We start from the raw sequence: 18,071 nt of genomic DNA on the forward strand, positions 1-18,071 counted from the left end.
CTGGTCAGAGCTTGAAGCTACCAACAACATTTTCGAGTTGGACAGTTTGTTCTTCCATGGACTGCGCGGCCGCCGCCACCTCCTCCACCAGTGCCGCATTCTGCTGCGTTGCGCTATCGAGCTGGTTGATGGCGAGGTTGATCTGGGCAATCCCGCGACTTTGTTCATCGCTGGAAGAGCTGATTTCTGAGATCAGCACACCCACGCTTTCAACTTTGTCCATCAGTCCGTCCATTGTTGTCCCCGCCTGGCGAACCAGTCCGCTACCCTGCTCAATGCTGCTCACTGACTCTTCAATCAGTTTTTTGATCTCCTGAGCTGAGCGGGCACTGCGCTGCGCCAGTGAACGCACTTCAGCGGCCACCACAGCGAACCCACGCCCGTGCTCACCCGCCCTGGCCGCCTCTACAGCTGCGTTAAGCGCCAGGATGTTGGTCTGGAAGGCGATGCCGTCAATCACACTGATGATTTCCACCACTTTAGAGGAGGACTCATTGATGTTGTTCATCGTGGAGACAACGTTGTTAACCACATTGGCCCCTTGTTTCGCCGCCGCCGAAGCTTCTTTCGCCAGTGTATTCGCCTGCAACGCATTCTCGGCGTTAAGGCGCACAGTGCTGGTCAGTTCTTCCATAGACGCTGCCGTTTCCACGATTGAGGCCGATTGATCTTCGGTGCGCGAGGAGAGGTTCAGGTTACCGCTGGCAATCTGGCGCGAAGCTGAGGAGATCGCCATTGAGCTATTTCCTACCTGCTGCATCAGCTCGTTAAGGAACGAAATAAACTTATTGAAGTTATTGATAATGGCGTTAAATTCCGGGCTCTTACTTTGCGCAAGACGCTGCGTTAAATCCGCACCGCCGCTGGAGAGCGCTTCAATATTACGATTGAGCAACGTCACATTATGGAAAATATTGCGCACAATAATCATCATGATAAAGACGATAAGTATCCCGATAATCGCCTGTACGATGGTGAGCTTGGTCATAATAGCGTCAGACATACTCACCAGGTGGCTGCTCGGAATATCAACCGCCATGAACCACGGGCTGCCGCTAATGGGCAGAACGAACAGGGAATGCGCGCCGTCTTCACCATCGTAGCTCCCGCGCACTTCCGTTGTTTTACCCTGGTCTAACAGGCTAACTAACGGTGCCGCTGCCGGAATACCGAGATCGCGGACGTTTGAGAGCGCAGGTTTATCCTGTACGGACGAGCCGTTACCGACGATTTTGCCATCCGCTTCAACAATCAACACGCTGCCGTTTACCGCTTTGCCCATATCGACAGCCAGCTGGTTAAAGAAGCCCAACGTCACGTCGATGGTCGCCACACCCCAGGCTTTGCCGTCTTTCCAGATCGCCATTGCACAGTTAGTTCGGGGTTGCGGGCTGGCCGCATCCTGATAGGCTTTCGCCCACGCACACTCTCCTTTTGGCGCATTTATGCCGTCTTTATACCAGGGTTGCTCCCAATATTTTGCCGATTCCGGCTGGTTCCAGACGGTGTTGACTTGCAGGTTGCCGCCTCCGTCGCGGGCATAGAAGGTACTGAATTTGTCCCGAGCCGGATCACGCTGACCAGGAAGAGGCCAAATCCCACCGCCGAAAACGTTTAAATCCCCATATTGGTTAACCAGGCGCGGTAATAATCCATCGATTTGCTCACTTTGCAGACCGACAACCAGTTCAGTGATTGAGCGTTGCTGAGCCTTAACACGGTTCATCTGCTCTTTAATCGCGTTACTTTGTAATTCAACCGTCGCCTGAATATTTTTGGTCTCAGTTTCAATAATCTGCGGAGAGACGAAGTGCTTGATAACAATATAGGTTACTATCAATAAGATAACGAAAAAGCTTATAAGCAACAGGCCTATTCGGCCCTGGGTATTTTTCCATGTCATAATAGCAGCACCCGATCTGGTTGATATTATGTGTAATAACGGCATTTAGTTGAAATTCTTTAATTTAAATCGCGCCGCCGTTTCATATAAAAGCGGCATCTATAGGCCAAAATAACGTTTTATAAAAAAACGTTCTGCCGTTCACATTTTTTAATGTGCCACACATTTTTCTTTAAAAGACAATATCGTCGTAATGAGTCATTTCCCGTGGGTAAATTTTCTTTGATGAAATCAATATTATTTTATCGATATGCGTACATTCTGATGAAGCAGAACAGTACGGACAGTAACATGCGCGTTCGTACTTTTTTGTCAGGCAAAGTGTCTACGCTCCGGAACGGTAAAGTCATGCTCCTGTGAGGTTCTGACAAGGAGAGTGTTGACCCGACGAGAATACTCGCGGGTCACCATTACAGAGAGGGATTTCGCAGCAACAAACAACAAGGCAGGCTGACGCCTGCCTGTACATTTTTCGCGATAACGTTAGCTAAGTTTAAAAACGGCTACCGTCTCTTCCAGTACCTGCGACTGCTCTTTCAGCGAATGTGCCGCCGCAGAGGCTTCTTCAACCAGGGCAGCGTTTTGTTGCGTGACGGTATCCATTTGTGCAACAGCCTGGTTTATCTGCTCAATGCCCCGGCTCTGTTCACCGGTCGAGAGGGCTATTTCCGCCATTAAGCCGGAAACATGCTGAACGGTGGTGATAATTCGTTGCATGCTTTCACCCGCCTGCGACACCCTTTCACTCCCCAAAAGCACTTGCCTGCTGGAGGCCTCAATAAGTTCCTTAATCTCCTTCGCGGCCAGAGACGAGCGTTGCGCCAGATTACGCACTTCGCTTGCAACGACAGCAAACCCGCGCCCTTGTTCTCCGGCCCGTGCTGCTTCAACTGCGGCGTTCAGCGCCAGGATATTGGTCTGGAAAGCGATATCCTCGATTAAGGAGATAATGGTGTCTATTTTGCCGGAGCTGGATTCAATCTCCTTCATCGACATCACCGCATTTTCAACAATCGTATTCCCTTCCTGTGCGGAGTCACGCATTGCTGCGGCAAGCATGTTCGCCTGCTGCGTGTTTTCAGAGGTGTGCTTAACGGTGGACGTCAGTTGTTCCATGCTGGCTGCGGTCTGCCCAAGCGAAGCCGCCTGCTCTTCCGTACGGGCGGAGAGATCGGTGTTACCGGCAGAGATCTCTTCTGCGGCGTGTGCCACGCTCTGGCTGGAAGCACGCACCTGGGTAATGATCTCGACAAGGGAAAGACGCATCTGCTCCAGTGAACCCAGCATCTCGCCAATTTCATCTTTCGAGCCGTTGACCACGGGAATATGTAACTCACCCGCGGCCATCTGCTGGCAATGGATACGTGCGGTATCCAGCGGCGAAAGTACCCGACGTCTGAGCAGAATAAAGATAGCGGCAATAATCAGGGTAAACAGCGCGACAAAAACGCCGAGGGTGACCATGCTGTTCACAAAGCGACTCTGCGCGTCGTTGTTAAGGCGCTGGGCGTATTTTTCGCGGAAAGCGAGCAGGTTATCCAGTGTGATTTCAAACTGGCGATCAAGTTGCGGAATCGTCGTACTGACCAGTTGGTTGAACCGCACCGTGTCGTTGGCACTCGCCGCATCCATCAACGGACGCAGCCCTTCGTCAACATAGGTTTGCCAGGCACGACGATAGGGAGCGGAAAGCGCCTCTTCACCGGCAACCGGTGGCGCAGCCTGATAATTATTAAATGCATCCGTGGCTTTTTGCATCACTGCTTTTGCACTCTCAAGCGACGCCTGCGTTTTCTGTTTATCGCCCAGAGAAGCGTTAATCATCGCTTCCATAAGCCGCACGCGCAGGGTGCGACTGTGGTTGATCGGATCAATAACCGACAACACCACCCGAATTTCTTTATTCACATTGTCCAGCGACTGGTTACTGCGAGTCAGTGACCAGAGGTTAGACGCTGAACTGACAAGAAAAATACAGAGTAAAAGGCCGAAAACGAGAAACGAAAAACGCCTTACAGACATGTTTTATCCCTTGGATGAATTTGTTTAAAAAATGACTGCACATTGCGTGCAGCGTACAACAATAATGTTATCGACCATTTCGCATTGAGATTTAACTCAATTTTATTTATTTCCTTAAATCAAATGGTTAGATAGAATATATTACTACCAAATAAATAAAATAATGACGTTCTGCTTAATTCAAAACTCTTTTTTAATATGTGCATACCAGCAATCAGAAAATATTTCTGGTAACACTGGCGGTGCCCGCCTGGCAAATGATACTCAGCACGAAGAACGTTAATACCTGGCGCTATTTATATAAAACGCTGGTTCGATTTTAAGCCCTCGTAAGCACCACTGTTTTCTAATGGTGAAGAGTGAAAAGAGGGTTTGACAATAATCTGATTTGTTTCTGCTAAAGACACAAGCTGAGGAAGCGTTAATCCTGCGACTTTCTCAATCACGTCATGGCTAAGGCCATTGCTTAGCTGGCTAACATCTCCGGGTTCGCTTGCCAGACGCTGAACGAGTAAGAGGTATGCTAAATTTAATTGATGAATATCATGAAGAAGGTTGTTGTGTTTAATCATTTTTGCACCAGAGAATATATCTAATTAACTGAAGCCTCCCCTGGCAACATCATCCGTCGGCCGCAATAATATATATATAGTGCAAATTAGCTATAAAAATAATGTAAACTTATTTCAGGACGTTAAAAAATAATTAATTATCATTTCGTTAATACAATTATTACCGTTGTCTCGCTACGTTTACTATTGCGTCCGGTTATTTTTACCGCTGCAACTGATTGTAATTTAATGGATATATCAACAATGGGATGAAAATATATTATATTTTCAAAATAAGCACATCTGAACCTTAAGAATAATTAAGAAATAGCGGGCACCGGCGTTAACATATATTTATCTTCCCTGTGTTCCTGTTGGGTGCAAAAAACCGTAAAACAAGAGCGGACACGCAAGGTGTCCGCAACTGTTACTCATTGCCCCATTGATTGAGAAAGTTCGCCACATCATCAATACGACGATCGTCGATACCGGCTTCAGTGGCCATCTCGTGCTGCGCATTCTCACTGATCTCTTCGTTATTCATTAAACGGGTAATCAGCAACTGGAAATAGCGCGCCAGCGCGTCACGTTCTGACTCGTTCACCGGCGAGGCTGACTCGGTCGAGTACTCATCCACGATGTCATAAAACTTAAGCGGTGTATCGTTGTTCATCAATCGTCCCCAGAGGTTAAAGTGGTGTCCGTTGCGGCTTGCATTGTCTGGCCTGGATAATAGCACTCTTATTTTATTTTTCTGCCATCCATGTCGGAGATAAATGTTTAAGCAGCGGTGGATTCGCCAGTCGGCTGAAAATTAGTTATCATCCGCTCCCACTCTTTTTGCGGGCAGCCTGATGTCTACCCTTTTCGATACCTTTATTGCCCCGCCATGCCCGGCCCCGATAGAAACGCTCTATCAGGATGATCATCTGGTGCTTATCAATAAACCCTCCGGACTGCTCAGCCTGTCGGGGAAAAACCCGCACAATCTCGATTCAGTGCATCATCGTCTGGTACAGATATTCCCTGGCTGCACGCTGGTTCACCGCCTTGATTTCGGGACGTCCGGGCTGATGGTGATTGCCCGAAATAAGGCTATTAACGCCGCCCTGTGTCAGCAGTTTAGCCAGCGCAGCGTAACCAAAACGTATACTGCTTTACTTTGCGGGCATCTGGAGGAGGATGAAGGGGTAATAGACGCAGCGATTGCCAAAGATCCGGCAAGCTTCCCGCTGATGACGATTTGCGCCATCCACGGCAAACCCGCGCGTTCCCGCTATCAGGTCATTGAACGGATTTATCGCGAGTCGGAAAACGGGACGTTACTGCCATTGACGCGGGTACACCTTACGCCGGAGACCGGGCGAACCCATCAACTGCGCATTCACTGCCTGCGATTGGGCCACCCTATTTTGGGCTGTGATCTCTATGGCGGTCGTCTGCTGCCGGGCACGGAGCAGACACCGCGGTTGATGCTCCATGCCAGCGAGTTGCAGTTTATTCATCCGGTCAGTAAAACGTGGATCCACGCCCGCCATGCCAGTCCCTTCTGAAAGCCAGGCGCCGGGCGTCGTATCCGGGGATTACCACATCAAATCATCGGGCACTTTAAAATCGGCATACGGATCGTCTTCATCCTGTGCTTCCTGACTCAGCGCACTGTTTAATACGATACTGCTGGCATCACGCTGGGCAATTTTATCCGCTACGCTTGCCGGGATAATCGCATATTCACTCTCACCGTTGTTATCTGCCGCCAAACGCGCAATGGCGAGACGGCCATTAATCAGTTGGGCCTGCGTCTGCTTATCCACCTCGATTTTTTTGATGACATTATTATCGGTGAAGTTAAAACCAATATCGCCTTTTGTAAGGGTGATGCGGTTCATTTCAATGAGCTGCTTCACCTGCGCTTTATACTCTTTCGATAATGCAGCCTGTTTTTGTTGTTCGCTGAGTTGCTTATCACGCTCAAGCTGCGCTTTTTTATTTTCTTCCACTGCTTCTCTTGCCTCACGTGCCTGAACACGTGATTTTTTAGCGGTTCGCTGGACCTTGGCCATTTTTTTACTGGTGACCAGCCCCGCTTTGAGCATCTGTTCTTGTAAGGTGAGTTTTGTCATCGTTGTCGCTACCCGTTAATTAATATGGATGATGTCAGACTTTGAGCATTTTTACCGTGGTATCAATGTCTATCTCATCTTCCGAGAAGATTAACGTCGTTCCCTGAAAGGTGGTGATCGCCAGTTTTTTCAGCGTACGCATTTCGCCCGGCTGCGCGGCTGATTTCGGCCTGATATTCCCCATTAACAAACCGACGGAAAGCACCGCATTCTCTTTGTCGATACGGGCATCGGCAGGCACGTCTTCGCTGTAAACGAGGTAAGATTTGATCGACGTGAGCTTAATGCGCTCGCCGGCGATATAGATGTATTTACTTTCCGGGATGACTTTTACCGCATAGGCGGAGAGTCCCTTGTTATTGGTGGTGGGTTCAAAGGTCACCGCCGCATCTTTTTTAATCAGATCCGGGTTGGCGACCTTAATCACATGAAAATAGCGATTATCGCCATTTTCATCTTTGATAAATCCAAAGCCTTTATCTTTAAACCACGTTGTGATTGTTCCGTTCATCGCCATTACCGCCTGATTAATCGTTTATCTACTCAATTTTTGCAGCGCGCAGTGTAATGCACAATGCCTGCGCAGACCACGTCTTTACGGTCAGTCCGGAGGATAAATTTCCTTGATACGTCTATGCCATGCTACATGTCCGGCATGCACCGATCCCGCAGCGCAAAGCGCTGTACCAGAAATTCTAACAGCAGATGCAACGCGCGTAGCGGATGCTTTCGCAAGCGGTAAACCGCGTCAATGTTCATCGCTTCCGGTTCACAGACTGGCAGGACTCCGTGCGTTATCGTTGGAGCATGCTGTACACTGCGCACAGGCATTACAGGCAGCATTTTACGACCAATGACGGCGTGTTGCCCCGCTCCCGGCAACCGGCATACCTCTGGATGTTCTGAATCAAAACTGGACGCCCTGATGGGCTAACTCAACCGCGAGGCTTTTATGATCGTCACCACAACACCGCGCCTCATCATTCGCGCCTTTACCGACAACGACGCCGCGGCGCTCTTCGACTATCTCGCTTCGCCTCGCGCCCCCTGTTTTTATGATGAGAAACTCAGTTCCCTCGCCGACGCAGCAGAAGAGGTTAATAAACGGTCGCGTGATGCCAGTCAGTTCGCCGTGTCTCTGAAAGAGAGTGACACGCTGATTGGTCACCTGTTTGCCGAAAACCGTGAAGAGCCGGATCCGAATACCTGGTGCGTAGGCTGGCACTTTAATGCACGATATGAAGGTCAGGGTTTTGCCACGGAATCCGCCTCAGCGTTGTTTGATTATTTGTTTAGCGTAAAAGACGCCAGACGCCTGTATGCCTATGTTGAAGACACCAATCTTGCTTCGCAGAAACTGTGCGATCGTCTTCACATGCGCCAGGAAGGCTGTTTCAGGGAGTTCGTCTCGTTTGTCACGGAAGACGGCGAGGAGAGATATGACAACACCTTCGTCTACGCCCTGCTTAAAAGAGAGTGGCAGGCAAGGAATCAATAACGTGTCGGCGGAACGCCAAACATCTGGCGAAAAGCAAACGTGAAAGAAGCCGGGCTGGAGTAGCCAAGATCCAGCGCAACCTGGGTGACGCTCCGGTTATTTTTGAGCATCACAACCGACTCAAGCAGTCGCACGCGTTTTTTCCACTCGCTGAACGCCACGCCGGTCTCCTTTTTAAAACGGCGCGAGAACGTGCGCACCGACATGCCGCAACAGGACGCCCACAGCTCAATGCTGTGCGCGTCGCCGGGCGACTCCTGTATCTGACGGCACACGTTCATCAGCAAGGGTGAACCGGGCCACGGCACCGAAAACCCGGCATCAGGCAACTGTCTGAGCAGCGTGACCAACACGCGCACCAGTTGCGCATCGTCCCCCTCTTCGTCATACATTTCCGGCACATGTGCCGTCGCGTAGTGAATAAACTCACGCACGAAATCGCTGACGATCACCACTTTGCTGCCGCTGTGTTCGATAGCGGCGAAGCCCGCGTCCACATACAGGCTTTCCAGCCGAACATGATGACTGGACAGAATGCTGTGCGGTACATGAGCCGGGATCCACACGCCGTAAAGAACAGGCACGACCAGGGTTTTGCCTTCTATTGCCACGCGCATACTCCCCTCGCGCGCATAGAGAAACTCCGCAAACGGATGCTGATGTTGCTCCACACCCGTATCGTCCGGCAGCGGATAACTGCGAAAGTAGACCGGGCGAGGCAGAGACATCAACACAGGCGCTGGCTGCCCGAAAACAGGCTGACAGGGAGAAGACACAAGCTTAGGGCACATTACAACCTGACCTCTATTCGATGAAGTTTGTCTTGATACCACAGCGCAGGCCGGGCGGGTTTACTGAATAATGAGCGGGCATTAAGCATATTTCACTCAGTTATGAATAATTTACCACCCGGCCATCAGGGAGATAACCTCTTTTCGCAGCAGGTTCGCTCTTCGCGCCAGGCCGCTTATGGCGGGTAGATGTTCCGGCTGACCGACGAAACCGTTGAAGGAAAAATGATGGCTAACGAATGTACCGCCGTTGATGTGAGTAAACCAGACCAATGGCTGCGGATCGTGCAGGAGCTGTTATCACAGGCCGGTATTGTTATTAATGGGTTCAACCCGTGGGATATCCGGGTGCATGACAAACGCTTTTTCAAACGCGTGTTACAGCAGGGCTCTCTGGGTCTCGGCGAGAGTTACATGGAGGGGTGGTGGGATTGCAAGCGCCTCGATATCTTTTTTGAGCGTCTACTGAAGGCGGGTGTGGATCAACAGCGCCCTGCCCGCCTTTACGATCTTGCCCGTATTGCCTTTGCGCGGCTTACCAACCCGCAGTCCCGCAAACGTGCCTGGCAGGTTGGTGAGGTGCATTATGATCTCGGCAACGACCTGTTCAGCCGCATGCTCGATCCCAACATGCAGTACTCTTGCGGTTACTGGAAAGAGGCGGAAGAATTATGCGAAGCCCAGGAGCACAAGCTGGCGCTGATTTGTGAAAAACTTCAGCTTAAACCGGGAATGACACTGCTGGATATTGGCTGCGGTTGGGGCGGATTAGCACTGTACGCCGCCCGGCATTATGGCGTCAAAGTCGACGGTATTACCATTTCGGCGGAGCAAAAAGCGTATGTGGAAATGCGCGGCCACGGGCTGGATATCAACATCCTGCTCCAGGATTACCGCGACCTGCACAAACAATATGACCGCATCGTCTCCGTCGGTATGTTCGAACATGTGGGGCCTAAAAACTATGCCACCTATTTTGCAACCGTGGATCGTTGTCTGAAACCAGAGGGGCTTTTCCTGCTGCACACCATTGGGTCAAATCAAACCGGGCATAACGTCGATGCCTGGATTAATAAATACATTTTTCCTAACGGCTGTCTGCCCTCGGTAAAACACATTGCCACGGCCAGCGAACCCCGGTTTGTCATGGAAGACTGGCATAACTTTGGTCCGGATTACGATAAAACGTTGATGGCCTGGCATAGCCGTTTTAATGAGGCGTGGCCACAGTTAGCCGAGAATTACTCTCCTGAATTTCGCCGCATGTTCAACTATTATCTGACGGCCTGCGCGGGCGCGTTTCGCGCCAGGAATATCCAGCTCTGGCAAATCGTCTTTAGCCGGGGCGTCACCGGTGGACTGCGCGTGGCACGCTAACGCTTCCCACCGGTTTGATTGTTCAATGACATTCGTCCATTGGCGGATAATATAACCCTGCCCCCCTGGCAGACTTTCGCCGCCTGCATAAGCTGTTTCTTACGGCTGAGCAGTACGCCACGTCCGCCAGGGTACGCAGAATTATCCTTATCGCCGGATGGCTATAGTGCCCCCAGTTGCTTCATTAGCGTCAGATTATCTTCGATATGCCAGTTTGCCGTGATTTTGCCTTTTTCCACCTGATAAATATCCGTAGCAATAAAATCGACGGTCTGGCCTTTTCCTTTTAATTTCCCAAAGGTACCGGTGAAATGCCCGCGAAAGTGAAGATGCGACACAACGCGATTGCCAGCAATGATCATCTGTTCAACCTCACAACGCAGATCCGGCACTGCTGTACGAAACCCTCGCGAAGCCAGGATGGCCCCTTCAGGTCCTTGTTTGCGGCCTTCCGGTGGCGTTTTATCGATAAAATCCGCCGCCAGCGCCTTGCGTGCCAGTGTTTCATCACCGGTATTCCAGAATGTTGCATAGCGTCGTGCCGCCGTCTCAACATCCATCAGGTGGGGTTGCGCCATCTCCTGATCCACAATTAACTGTGCGGGTTGAATAAGCGCCTCATCGGCAGCGTGAGCAGCATAAGAAAGCGGCAAACACACCATTACTGCAGCACGCGTTAAATAATATTGTGGTCGTTGCATTGTTTATTCCCTGTTCCTGACATCAGTAGAGTGATATACGGGGTAATCGGTATAGCCTTTGTCACTCCCGCCAAATAGCGTGGCGGGATCGTTTATTTCTTCTAACGGCAAATGATTCTTTAGCCGATACGTTAAATCCGGGTTTGAAATAAATGGGCGACCAAAAGCCACCAGATCGGCCAGATCATCATGTAAAATCTTGTCGGCTTTATCCTTGGTATAATTACCCGCGACGATAAGGGTGCCATTAAAGGTTGCGCGTAACGCTTTGCGGAACGCTAACGGTACCTGTGGCGCGTCGTCCCAGTCCGCTTCCGCCAGATGAATATAAGCAATGCCTTTTTTATCGCACCATGCCGCCAGCGCCAGAATCGCGTCAATCACTTGAGGGTCATTCATGCCACGCTGAGTAATGAAAGGAGAAAGGCGAATGCCTGTACGCTCACTGCCAATCGCATCACTTATCGACGCCAGCACCTCTTGCGCAAAACGGATCCTGTTTACCAGGCTACCACCGTATTCGTCCGTACGATGATTAGAGGTACGCCGCAAAAACTGATCGACCAAATAGCCGTTTCCGCCATGCACCTCAATGCCATCAAAGCCAGCCTCGACCGCATTGATGGCGGCCTGACGGTAATCCTCAATCACCTGCTGAATGTCAGCATGGCTCAATGCTCTGGGCGCAGTACTGTCAACCATCTGCCCTTCACCTTTCTCATTGACCACCCATACTTTGGCCTCAGAGGGCAATGCCGAAGGGGCAACAGGTTTACCGTCAGCGTGAAAACGCGCATGCGACATGCGGCCAACATGCCACAGTTGGGAAAAGATGATCCCTCCGGCATGATGAACGGCTTGCGTCACCCGGCGCCATCCTGCAATTTGCTCTGCGGAGTGTATGCCCGGCGTCCAGGAGTATCCCTGTCCTTGCGGGGAGATTTGCGTTGCTTCCGTAATCACTAACCCTGCACTGGCGCGCTGCTGATAGTAATCAGCCATCAGTGCCGTCGGAATATTGCCCGGCTGCGACGAACGCGCACGGGTCATGGGCGCCATAACGATCCGGTTTTTCAGACTGATATGCTTCATCTGATAACGGTCAAAAAGTGAATGCTTGTCCACCGTAAACTCTCCTGTCTGCCATCAATAACGTCACTTTACTTATCGAATTTAATTTTGATAATTGCAGTGGAAGCTGATTCTCTTTTCAGGAAATCCGAATAATGGGCAAACTCGAAGATCTGACGCTACTGGTAGAAGTGGTGAAAGCCGGCGGGCTTTCTGCTGCGGGCCGACGGCTGGCACTCTCACCCGCGACAATGACCGCCAGGCTGAAAGCGATTGAAGAGCGTTACCAAACCCGTCTGTTTAATCGTTCCACGCGCGCAATCAGCTTAACGCGCGCCGGAGAGGCTTTTTTTCATGCCGCGTTGCGGGTGCTCGATGAGATGTCTTATGCAGAGTCCATTCTCACGCAGAAAGAGGGGGTCCTCAGCGGAAACATCCGTATTTCCGCACCGTCAGATTTTGGTCGGCAGTACCTGGGCCCCGCCCTGCTTGATTTCACCCGACTGCACCCGGAGGTGAAAAGTACGCTCTATCTCAGTGAAAATGTCGTCGATCTGGTGTCAAATCGTCTCGATATGAGCGTACGCTTTGGCAATCTCCCTGACAGCAATTTAGTCACCCGGCATATCCGGCCAAACCACAGGGTACTGGTTGCGTCAGTAAACTACCTGCAGCAGGCTGGCACACCCCAAAAAATTGAAGATTTGCATCAGCATCAATGCATTGCGATGGAATTACGCGGCATGCTGATGAATGAATGGCGGTTTGAGCAACAGGGGAAAGCCAGCACCGTTCGCATCACGCCGGCCCTGGTCTGTGATGATGGCGCACTGCTCCGCCAGTGGGTACTTGCCGGTGCGGGCATTGCTGCTAAATCATGGTGGGATGTCAAGCACGATGTGGAGCAAGGGCAGCTTAACGTCCTGTTTGCTGATAGCTTTATCGGTTTTAACCGGCTGGATAAAAAGGATGTCGGCTTGCAGTTTGTTTACCCACAACGGCGACTGCAACCGCTACAGGTAACTGCTTTCACTGAATTTTTCATCGACTGGCTTGAAAAAACATAACCGGCGTCCACTTTCCCGCAGGCCTGCCTTGCACAGCGGTATCAAGCCCGCGTGTCTGCGGGCTTGTCAGTAAATGCGGTTACCCTCCAGCCAGAGTTCAGTCTTTTATTTTCCTGACTAGCTCTGCCTCTCCCGCCTCGGTATTTTGTCACTTGCGCAGAATGCCGACGTTAGTCCCGCCAGCCCATAGCCGGAGCAACATGCTTAAGGATCGACTCAATCACATGAGTATTATAATCAACGCCCAGTTGATTCGGCACCGTCAGTAGCAGTGTATCCGCTTCGGCAATCGCTTCATCCTGCTTCAGTTGCTCGATCAATTTGTCCGGCTCGGCCGCATAGCTGCGACCAAAAATCGCGCGGGTTTTCTCATCCAGGAAACCGACTTTATCGCTATCATCACGGCTGCCGCCAAAATAGGCGCGGTCGCGGCTGTCCATCAGCGCAAAAATGCTCCGGCTGACAGAGACGCGCGGCGTACGGGTGTGTCCGGCTTCGGCCCAGGCATCACGGTAAGCACGGATCTGTTTTGCCTGTTGAATGTGGAAAGGCTCGCCGGTTTCATCATCTTTCAGCGTCGAGCTTTGCAGGTTCATCCCCAGTTTTGCCGCCCATACCGCTGTCGCGTTTGAGCCTGCCCCCCACCAGATGCGATCGCGCAGACCTTCAGAATACGGCTCCGGGCGCAGCAACCCAGGCGGATTGGGGAACATTGGTTGCGGGTTCGGTTTGGCAAAGCCTTCGCCTCGCAGCACGTCCAGCAGCACTTCTGTGTGGCGGCGCGCCATATCAGACTCCGTTTCCCCTTCAGCAGGCTGGTAACCGAAATGGCGCCAGCCATCGATCACCTGCTCCGGGGAACCGCGACTGATGCCGAGTTGCAAGCGACCGCCGGAAATAAGATCCGCCGCGCCGGCATCTTCCGCCATATACAACGGGTTTTCATAACGCATATCGATAACACCCGTACCTATCTCGATATGGCGCGTTTTCGCACCGATAGCGGCCAGTAACGGAAACGGCGAACTGAGCTGACGGGCAAAATGATGCACCCTGAAATAGGCGCCGTCCGCACCTAACTCTTCGGCGGCCACGGCCAGATCGATGGATTGCAGCAAGGCGTCAGCGGCCGAACGCGTTCCGGATTGCGGCGACGGCGTCCAGTGACCAAATGACAAAAATCCGATCTTCTTCATGACGTAGTTGTCCTTCTCTTCAGGGAAATAATCAGCAGAAGAGCACCGGCGACTGTGCCTGCATGCTTCTGCTTTATGTCTCCCCTACTCTACGCATTGCATGCTACGAATAAATATCCTTTGTTTAACATACTGGTTCAAATTAATTGACCAACTCGACGACCTTGTCGTGTGAGCAGGTACGAGTCAGGGGCGTCTGTGTGTTGTTCTTTTCGTTCGACTTTGCAAAGATGTTTTGCACACGATTTCAGACCTGTTACGCCAGCCGGAACAGGCTCGACTTCCTGCGACGTGTGCGGCGTCGAACGGGTTTTGTTTTGAGGATGACGCTATGACCCCCTTTCATCAACTTTCAGCCACGACTCTGGGCGGCCAGTCTGTTTCTATGGTCGACTACGCGGGTAAAGTGGTTCTGGTCGTGAATACCGCCAGCCATTGTGGCTTCACGCCACAATACGGCGGCCTTGAAGCACTCTACGCGAAATATGCCGCCCAGGGTTTGGTGGTGCTTGGTTTCCCCTGCAACCAGTTCGGTAAACAAGAACCGGGTAGTGCCGACGACATCGCGCAGACCTGTCACATTAACTACGGTGTGACCTTTCCGATATTCGAGAAAGTAGAGGTCAACGGCGCCGCAGCACACCCGGTATTTCGTTATCTGAAAAACGAATTACCCGGCGTACTGGGTGGGCGGATCATGTGGAATTTTACGAAGTTCCTGATTGGACGCGACGGTAAACCACTCAAGCGTTTTGCACCGTTCACCACGCCGGAGAAAATGGAAGCCGCAATCCTTGCTGCTCTTGACATCCGCGTGTTTCGGTAAGTCGAACCATTCGGTTCTGAATGTAAAAAGGGGACCACCCCATCGGCGATCCCCCTTTTAAGCATGACGAATTAGCTTTGACAGAAGCGGAGCCGGTTGCCAAACGGGTCATGGACTTCCATCACATCCCCCCAATCTTGCTTAACGATTTCCGGGCGGCCATATCCATAGTGTTTACCGTGTAGTTCATTTCTGAACGACGCAATATTTTTCATCGGAATAAATAGTGTTGCGCCCGGGCTGGCATCACCATGATGTTCAGAAAGATGTAACTGCAACCCCTCTCGGGCAATACCCATATACAGGGGTAACTGGGGTTCGAACCGATGTTCAAACTCAACGCTGAATGACAGAAATTCCAGATAGAACTCCTGTGCTTTTCGGACATCAAAAATGCGCAGAATAGGTATGGGCTTACTGAAATGAATTTGAGAGGAGGAAACCTGCGGGAGCAATGTTGCTGCTGCGGTGTTCCAGTCTCGGAAACCTAACTGGTGAGAAACTATTTCGAGTGCAATGGAATAAGGAATCTTGTGATCGCGCAATTCAAGAGAGGCTTTTAATTTGGCAGCCATTTGTTTTGCTTGCTCGATAGAAATCATATTTTCTCCTGTCGTCAGGAAATGAGGGGGCTCGCATTGCCACAACCCGACCGTCAAGAGTTGTAAAATTAATGAGGTTGAGAACAAACATGCTTTCACCTTTTCCTTTCCGGAAGCGAGCGGCGGGTAGCATGGACCCTGAATGAGGGTACACAGCCTCAGGAAATTTCACAAGTTTTCAGATATAAATGGCGGGATCGACTCCTTCTTCACTTTATACATAAAGGTTGTACTGTGAAAACGATTGTCAATAGATTGAGCATAAAGGGGTATCGTACCGGCTGTTTGCCAGCCAAGAGATCGGTATAATTCACTGGCCACGTCACCCGTTCGTGTATCCAGTACAAGTAAAGATATGCCCTTTCCCCAGGCCATGTTTTCTGCCTGACTCATTAATTGCCGTGCAATACCCTGACGACGTGATTGAGGATGAACAAGTAATTTTGAAATTTCCGCACGGTGGCGACCATTAGGCATGCCACAATAATTAATGATGACTGTTCCGGCTAACACTCCATTGTCACGGGCTACCAGTAACTCACAATCATGGCTTGCAAGGCTGTAAATTTTATCTTTCCAGAAATTATCGATGGATAAACGATCTGCCGGGTCGGTGAACCCTACACTTGCCCCGTCCTTGACACAAGACTGCAATACATCGCCTAATTCGGATAAAACCAGGTGAGCCTCTTCAGCGTTGAGCTTTTGATAGTCGATCATGATTTACATACCACCAATAAATAATGTGCACCCAGACTGTCATGAGCCCTGAATGATGAAGATCCTGATAAATGAAACCGCAAGCTATCGCCTTTTTTCAAAGACCAGGCTTCTGCATTCTGCGTAATCGTTAATTCACCATCATATAACCAGAGATAGTGTTCAAGTCCCTGTACCGGTGGCTTCTGATATTCTATGAAAGCACCGGGTCTTAGCTTCCCATCAATCATTTCGCATTTGTATTGGTTTGAAGGCGGTATTAACAAGCGGCGCTCAAATCCCTTCTCGTCATCCAGCCACAACGTTTGCTGATCTGCCCGAAACAGATTCTCTGCCACTTGCTCGACCTCATTGAGAAGGCGGGACATCGTCATTCCGTAGACGCTACAGAGTTGATTGAGAACTTCGGCTGTTGGACTGACTTCACCGCGTTCAATCCGTGATAACGATGCCCGGCTTATCCCCGATGCAGAGGAAAGTTCATCCAATGACTGGTTATGTTGCAAACGCAGCGCAGCAAGACGCGCAGCCAGCCTCTGCCTGTAATCGGTGCTACTCATCTTCACCTCCCTTAAATGAGATAAATTTCTCTTTTATGGGATATTACTGAAAACGGATTGCCCGTCAAGCTGAACAGTCGGGTCAGCCGCATTCCGGCGTCGGAATTCGCCCGGCGGCATACCGACGTATTTCGTGAAGGCGACGTTGAACGCACTCGCAGATTGGTATCCTGTCCGGAAGGCAATCTGTTCGATTTTATCCTTGCCACTCATCAAGGCTTTCCTGGCTAACGACATTCGCCAGAAGAGCAAGTACTGCATGGGTGACATGCCGACTGTCTCGCTGAATATGGCAAAAAAAGAGGATCGGGACATCGCACAGTCACGAGCAAGGTGTGCTATTTGCCAGTCAGCGCCGGGTTTTTCATGAATGAGATGCAGCGCTGTGGCGATCTTTTCGTGTTGTAACCCTTTCAGGATACCTGTCGTTTTCGACAGATCCTGGTCGCTGCGCAATGCCTCAACCAGTAACAGTCGCAAAAGCTGCGTCAATACCGCGTCACGCCCGGGTCGCCGGGTCCGGCTTTCATCCAGCAGGAGGTCAAACAAGGTGATGAAACGCCGTTCTCCTTTAATCAGGATCGCGTTGGGCAGTAAAGCGACAATAAGCTGTTTGTCCGGTGTGTCGAACTGACAGTGACCCACATTCATGAGCAGTTCAGCCGACCCGGTTGTTGAGCCAATTCGCACGTGTCCGTCGCCAAGCAAGGTTGGCTCCGTAATGCCAGCGGGAGGCGGGGTGCCCGCATTGGTGTTCTCAAACGTGTAAGTGGCGGGTATTAGAACGAAATCCCCGGAAACCACTAACGTGGGGGCCTTACCGTTAATACTTATCAGGCATTCGCCTTGCAATACGGCACAGTAAAACGCTTCTCCGGAAGACTCCCGGATAATACGCCACTGACCCGCGCCCTCAACGAGTTTTGTATGAGTTGGCCTGGGGTTGAGTAAAGCAACAATATCGGTTAACGGATCTGACATTGGACTCTCTCTCAATGAAAGTGGATTTTTGATTATATATTGTCCAGTTCGTGGCGGCTATGATTGCGGCTCTAGTCAACAG

Annotated in this window: 19 protein-coding genes; 5 read left to right on the plus strand and 14 right to left on the minus strand. The window is 50.8% G+C overall.

Annotated features, from left to right (window positions below):
- Nucleotides 1-4: 4 nt before the first annotated feature.
- The 4 genes from GA0061071_RS00495 to GA0061071_RS00510 all read right to left on the minus strand — a co-directional run bounded on the left by GA0061071_RS00495 (nucleotide 5) and on the right by GA0061071_RS00510 (nucleotide 5,149).
- Nucleotides 5-1,903, minus strand: coding sequence for a methyl-accepting chemotaxis protein (locus GA0061071_RS00495; protein WP_088238016.1), 1,899 nt, complete (start codon nucleotides 1,901-1,903; stop codon nucleotides 5-7).
- A gap of 483 nt (nucleotides 1,904-2,386) precedes the next feature.
- On the minus strand, nucleotides 2,387-3,925 hold the full coding sequence (locus GA0061071_RS00500) for a methyl-accepting chemotaxis protein (RefSeq protein WP_088238017.1): 1,539 nt from the start codon (nucleotides 3,923-3,925) through the stop codon (nucleotides 2,387-2,389).
- A gap of 296 nt (nucleotides 3,926-4,221) precedes the next feature.
- Complete coding sequence (locus GA0061071_RS00505; protein ID WP_071889929.1) at nucleotides 4,222-4,497, minus strand: flagellar transcriptional regulator FlhD; 276 nt, start codon at nucleotides 4,495-4,497, stop codon at nucleotides 4,222-4,224.
- Between the two features lie 406 nt (nucleotides 4,498-4,903).
- Nucleotides 4,904-5,149 (minus strand): YmjA family protein, encoded by a 246-nt coding sequence (locus GA0061071_RS00510; protein WP_061494203.1) that lies wholly within the window; start codon nucleotides 5,147-5,149, stop codon nucleotides 4,904-4,906.
- Between the two features lie 181 nt (nucleotides 5,150-5,330).
- Here GA0061071_RS00510 and GA0061071_RS00515 point away from each other — a divergent pair, with 181 nt between their 5' ends.
- Entirely contained in the window at nucleotides 5,331-6,029 is a 699-nt protein-coding gene (locus GA0061071_RS00515; RefSeq protein WP_061494202.1) for an RluA family pseudouridine synthase, read from the plus strand.
- A gap of 30 nt (nucleotides 6,030-6,059) precedes the next feature.
- On the opposite strand, the gene GA0061071_RS00520 is transcribed toward GA0061071_RS00515, so the two are convergent.
- Together GA0061071_RS00520 and GA0061071_RS00525 are read right to left on the minus strand one after the other, a co-directional pair.
- Entirely contained in the window at nucleotides 6,060-6,599 is a 540-nt protein-coding gene (locus GA0061071_RS00520) for a DUF2058 domain-containing protein (protein ID WP_061494201.1), read from the minus strand.
- A 34-nt stretch (nucleotides 6,600-6,633) separates the two neighbouring features.
- The gene (locus GA0061071_RS00525) at nucleotides 6,634-7,116 is read right to left on the minus strand and encodes a cold-shock protein (RefSeq protein ID WP_061494200.1); all 483 of its coding nucleotides are present in this window, start codon (nucleotides 7,114-7,116) and stop codon (nucleotides 6,634-6,636) included.
- A 435-nt stretch (nucleotides 7,117-7,551) separates the two neighbouring features.
- Here GA0061071_RS00525 and GA0061071_RS00530 point away from each other — a divergent pair, with 435 nt between their 5' ends.
- Nucleotides 7,552-8,097, plus strand: a complete 546-nt coding sequence (locus GA0061071_RS00530; protein ID WP_061494199.1) for a GNAT family N-acetyltransferase — start codon at nucleotides 7,552-7,554, stop codon at nucleotides 8,095-8,097.
- Here the strand turns inward: GA0061071_RS00530 and GA0061071_RS00535 are convergent.
- The gene (locus GA0061071_RS00535; RefSeq protein WP_245191391.1) at nucleotides 8,091-8,825 is read right to left on the minus strand and encodes a helix-turn-helix domain-containing protein; all 735 of its coding nucleotides are present in this window, start codon (nucleotides 8,823-8,825) and stop codon (nucleotides 8,091-8,093) included. The two genes, GA0061071_RS00530 and GA0061071_RS00535, sit on opposite strands and share 7 nt — an antisense overlap.
- A gap of 291 nt (nucleotides 8,826-9,116) precedes the next feature.
- Between GA0061071_RS00535 and cfa the strand changes: the two genes are divergently transcribed.
- Nucleotides 9,117-10,265 carry a cyclopropane fatty acyl phospholipid synthase gene (cfa, locus tag GA0061071_RS00540; protein ID WP_061499865.1) on the plus strand — a complete coding sequence of 383 codons (1,149 nt, stop codon included), beginning with the start codon at nucleotides 9,117-9,119 and terminating at the stop codon, nucleotides 10,263-10,265.
- A gap of 161 nt (nucleotides 10,266-10,426) precedes the next feature.
- Here cfa and GA0061071_RS00545 read toward each other — a convergent pair whose 3' ends face one another.
- Nucleotides 10,427-10,927, minus strand: a complete 501-nt coding sequence (locus tag GA0061071_RS00545; protein ID WP_408612868.1) for an ester cyclase — start codon at nucleotides 10,925-10,927, stop codon at nucleotides 10,427-10,429.
- A 42-nt stretch (nucleotides 10,928-10,969) separates the two neighbouring features.
- Nucleotides 10,970-12,091, minus strand: a complete 1,122-nt coding sequence (locus tag GA0061071_RS00550; protein ID WP_088238018.1) for an alkene reductase — start codon at nucleotides 12,089-12,091, stop codon at nucleotides 10,970-10,972.
- Nucleotides 12,092-12,192: 101 nt separating this feature from the next.
- On the opposite strand from GA0061071_RS00550, the gene GA0061071_RS00555 reads away from it, so the two are divergent.
- On the plus strand, nucleotides 12,193-13,104 hold the full coding sequence (locus tag GA0061071_RS00555) for a LysR family transcriptional regulator (RefSeq protein ID WP_061494195.1): 912 nt from the start codon (nucleotides 12,193-12,195) through the stop codon (nucleotides 13,102-13,104).
- 170 nt (nucleotides 13,105-13,274) lie between these two features.
- Here the strand turns inward: GA0061071_RS00555 and GA0061071_RS00560 are convergent, their stop codons facing one another.
- Nucleotides 13,275-14,300: an LLM class flavin-dependent oxidoreductase gene (locus tag GA0061071_RS00560; RefSeq protein WP_088238019.1), complete on the minus strand. Its 1,026-nt coding sequence runs from the start codon at nucleotides 14,298-14,300 to the stop codon at nucleotides 13,275-13,277.
- Nucleotides 14,301-14,631: 331 nt separating this feature from the next.
- Here GA0061071_RS00560 and GA0061071_RS00565 point away from each other — a divergent pair, with 331 nt between their 5' ends.
- Entirely contained in the window at nucleotides 14,632-15,126 is a 495-nt protein-coding gene (locus GA0061071_RS00565) for a glutathione peroxidase (RefSeq protein ID WP_061494193.1), read from the plus strand.
- 71 nt (nucleotides 15,127-15,197) lie between these two features.
- Here the strand turns inward: GA0061071_RS00565 and GA0061071_RS00570 are convergent, their stop codons facing one another.
- The 4 genes from GA0061071_RS00570 to GA0061071_RS00585 form a co-directional block, all read right to left on the minus strand.
- Nucleotides 15,198-15,728, minus strand: a complete 531-nt coding sequence (locus tag GA0061071_RS00570) for a glyoxalase superfamily protein (RefSeq protein WP_061494192.1) — start codon at nucleotides 15,726-15,728, stop codon at nucleotides 15,198-15,200.
- 168 nt (nucleotides 15,729-15,896) lie between these two features.
- Entirely contained in the window at nucleotides 15,897-16,448 is a 552-nt protein-coding gene (locus tag GA0061071_RS00575; RefSeq protein WP_088238020.1) for a GNAT family N-acetyltransferase, read from the minus strand.
- Nucleotides 16,445-17,008: a helix-turn-helix domain-containing protein gene (locus GA0061071_RS00580; RefSeq protein ID WP_061494190.1), complete on the minus strand. Its 564-nt coding sequence runs from the start codon at nucleotides 17,006-17,008 to the stop codon at nucleotides 16,445-16,447. The genes GA0061071_RS00575 and GA0061071_RS00580 overlap by 4 nt, the downstream gene beginning before the upstream one ends.
- A gap of 33 nt (nucleotides 17,009-17,041) precedes the next feature.
- Entirely contained in the window at nucleotides 17,042-17,989 is a 948-nt protein-coding gene (locus GA0061071_RS00585; RefSeq protein ID WP_088238021.1) for an AraC family transcriptional regulator, read from the minus strand.
- Nucleotides 17,990-18,071: the final 82 nt, after the last annotated feature.

Origin of the sequence: Kosakonia oryzendophytica (genome assembly GCF_900094925.1) — a bacterium.
GTDB lineage: Bacteria > Pseudomonadota > Gammaproteobacteria > Enterobacterales > Enterobacteriaceae > Kosakonia > Kosakonia oryzendophytica.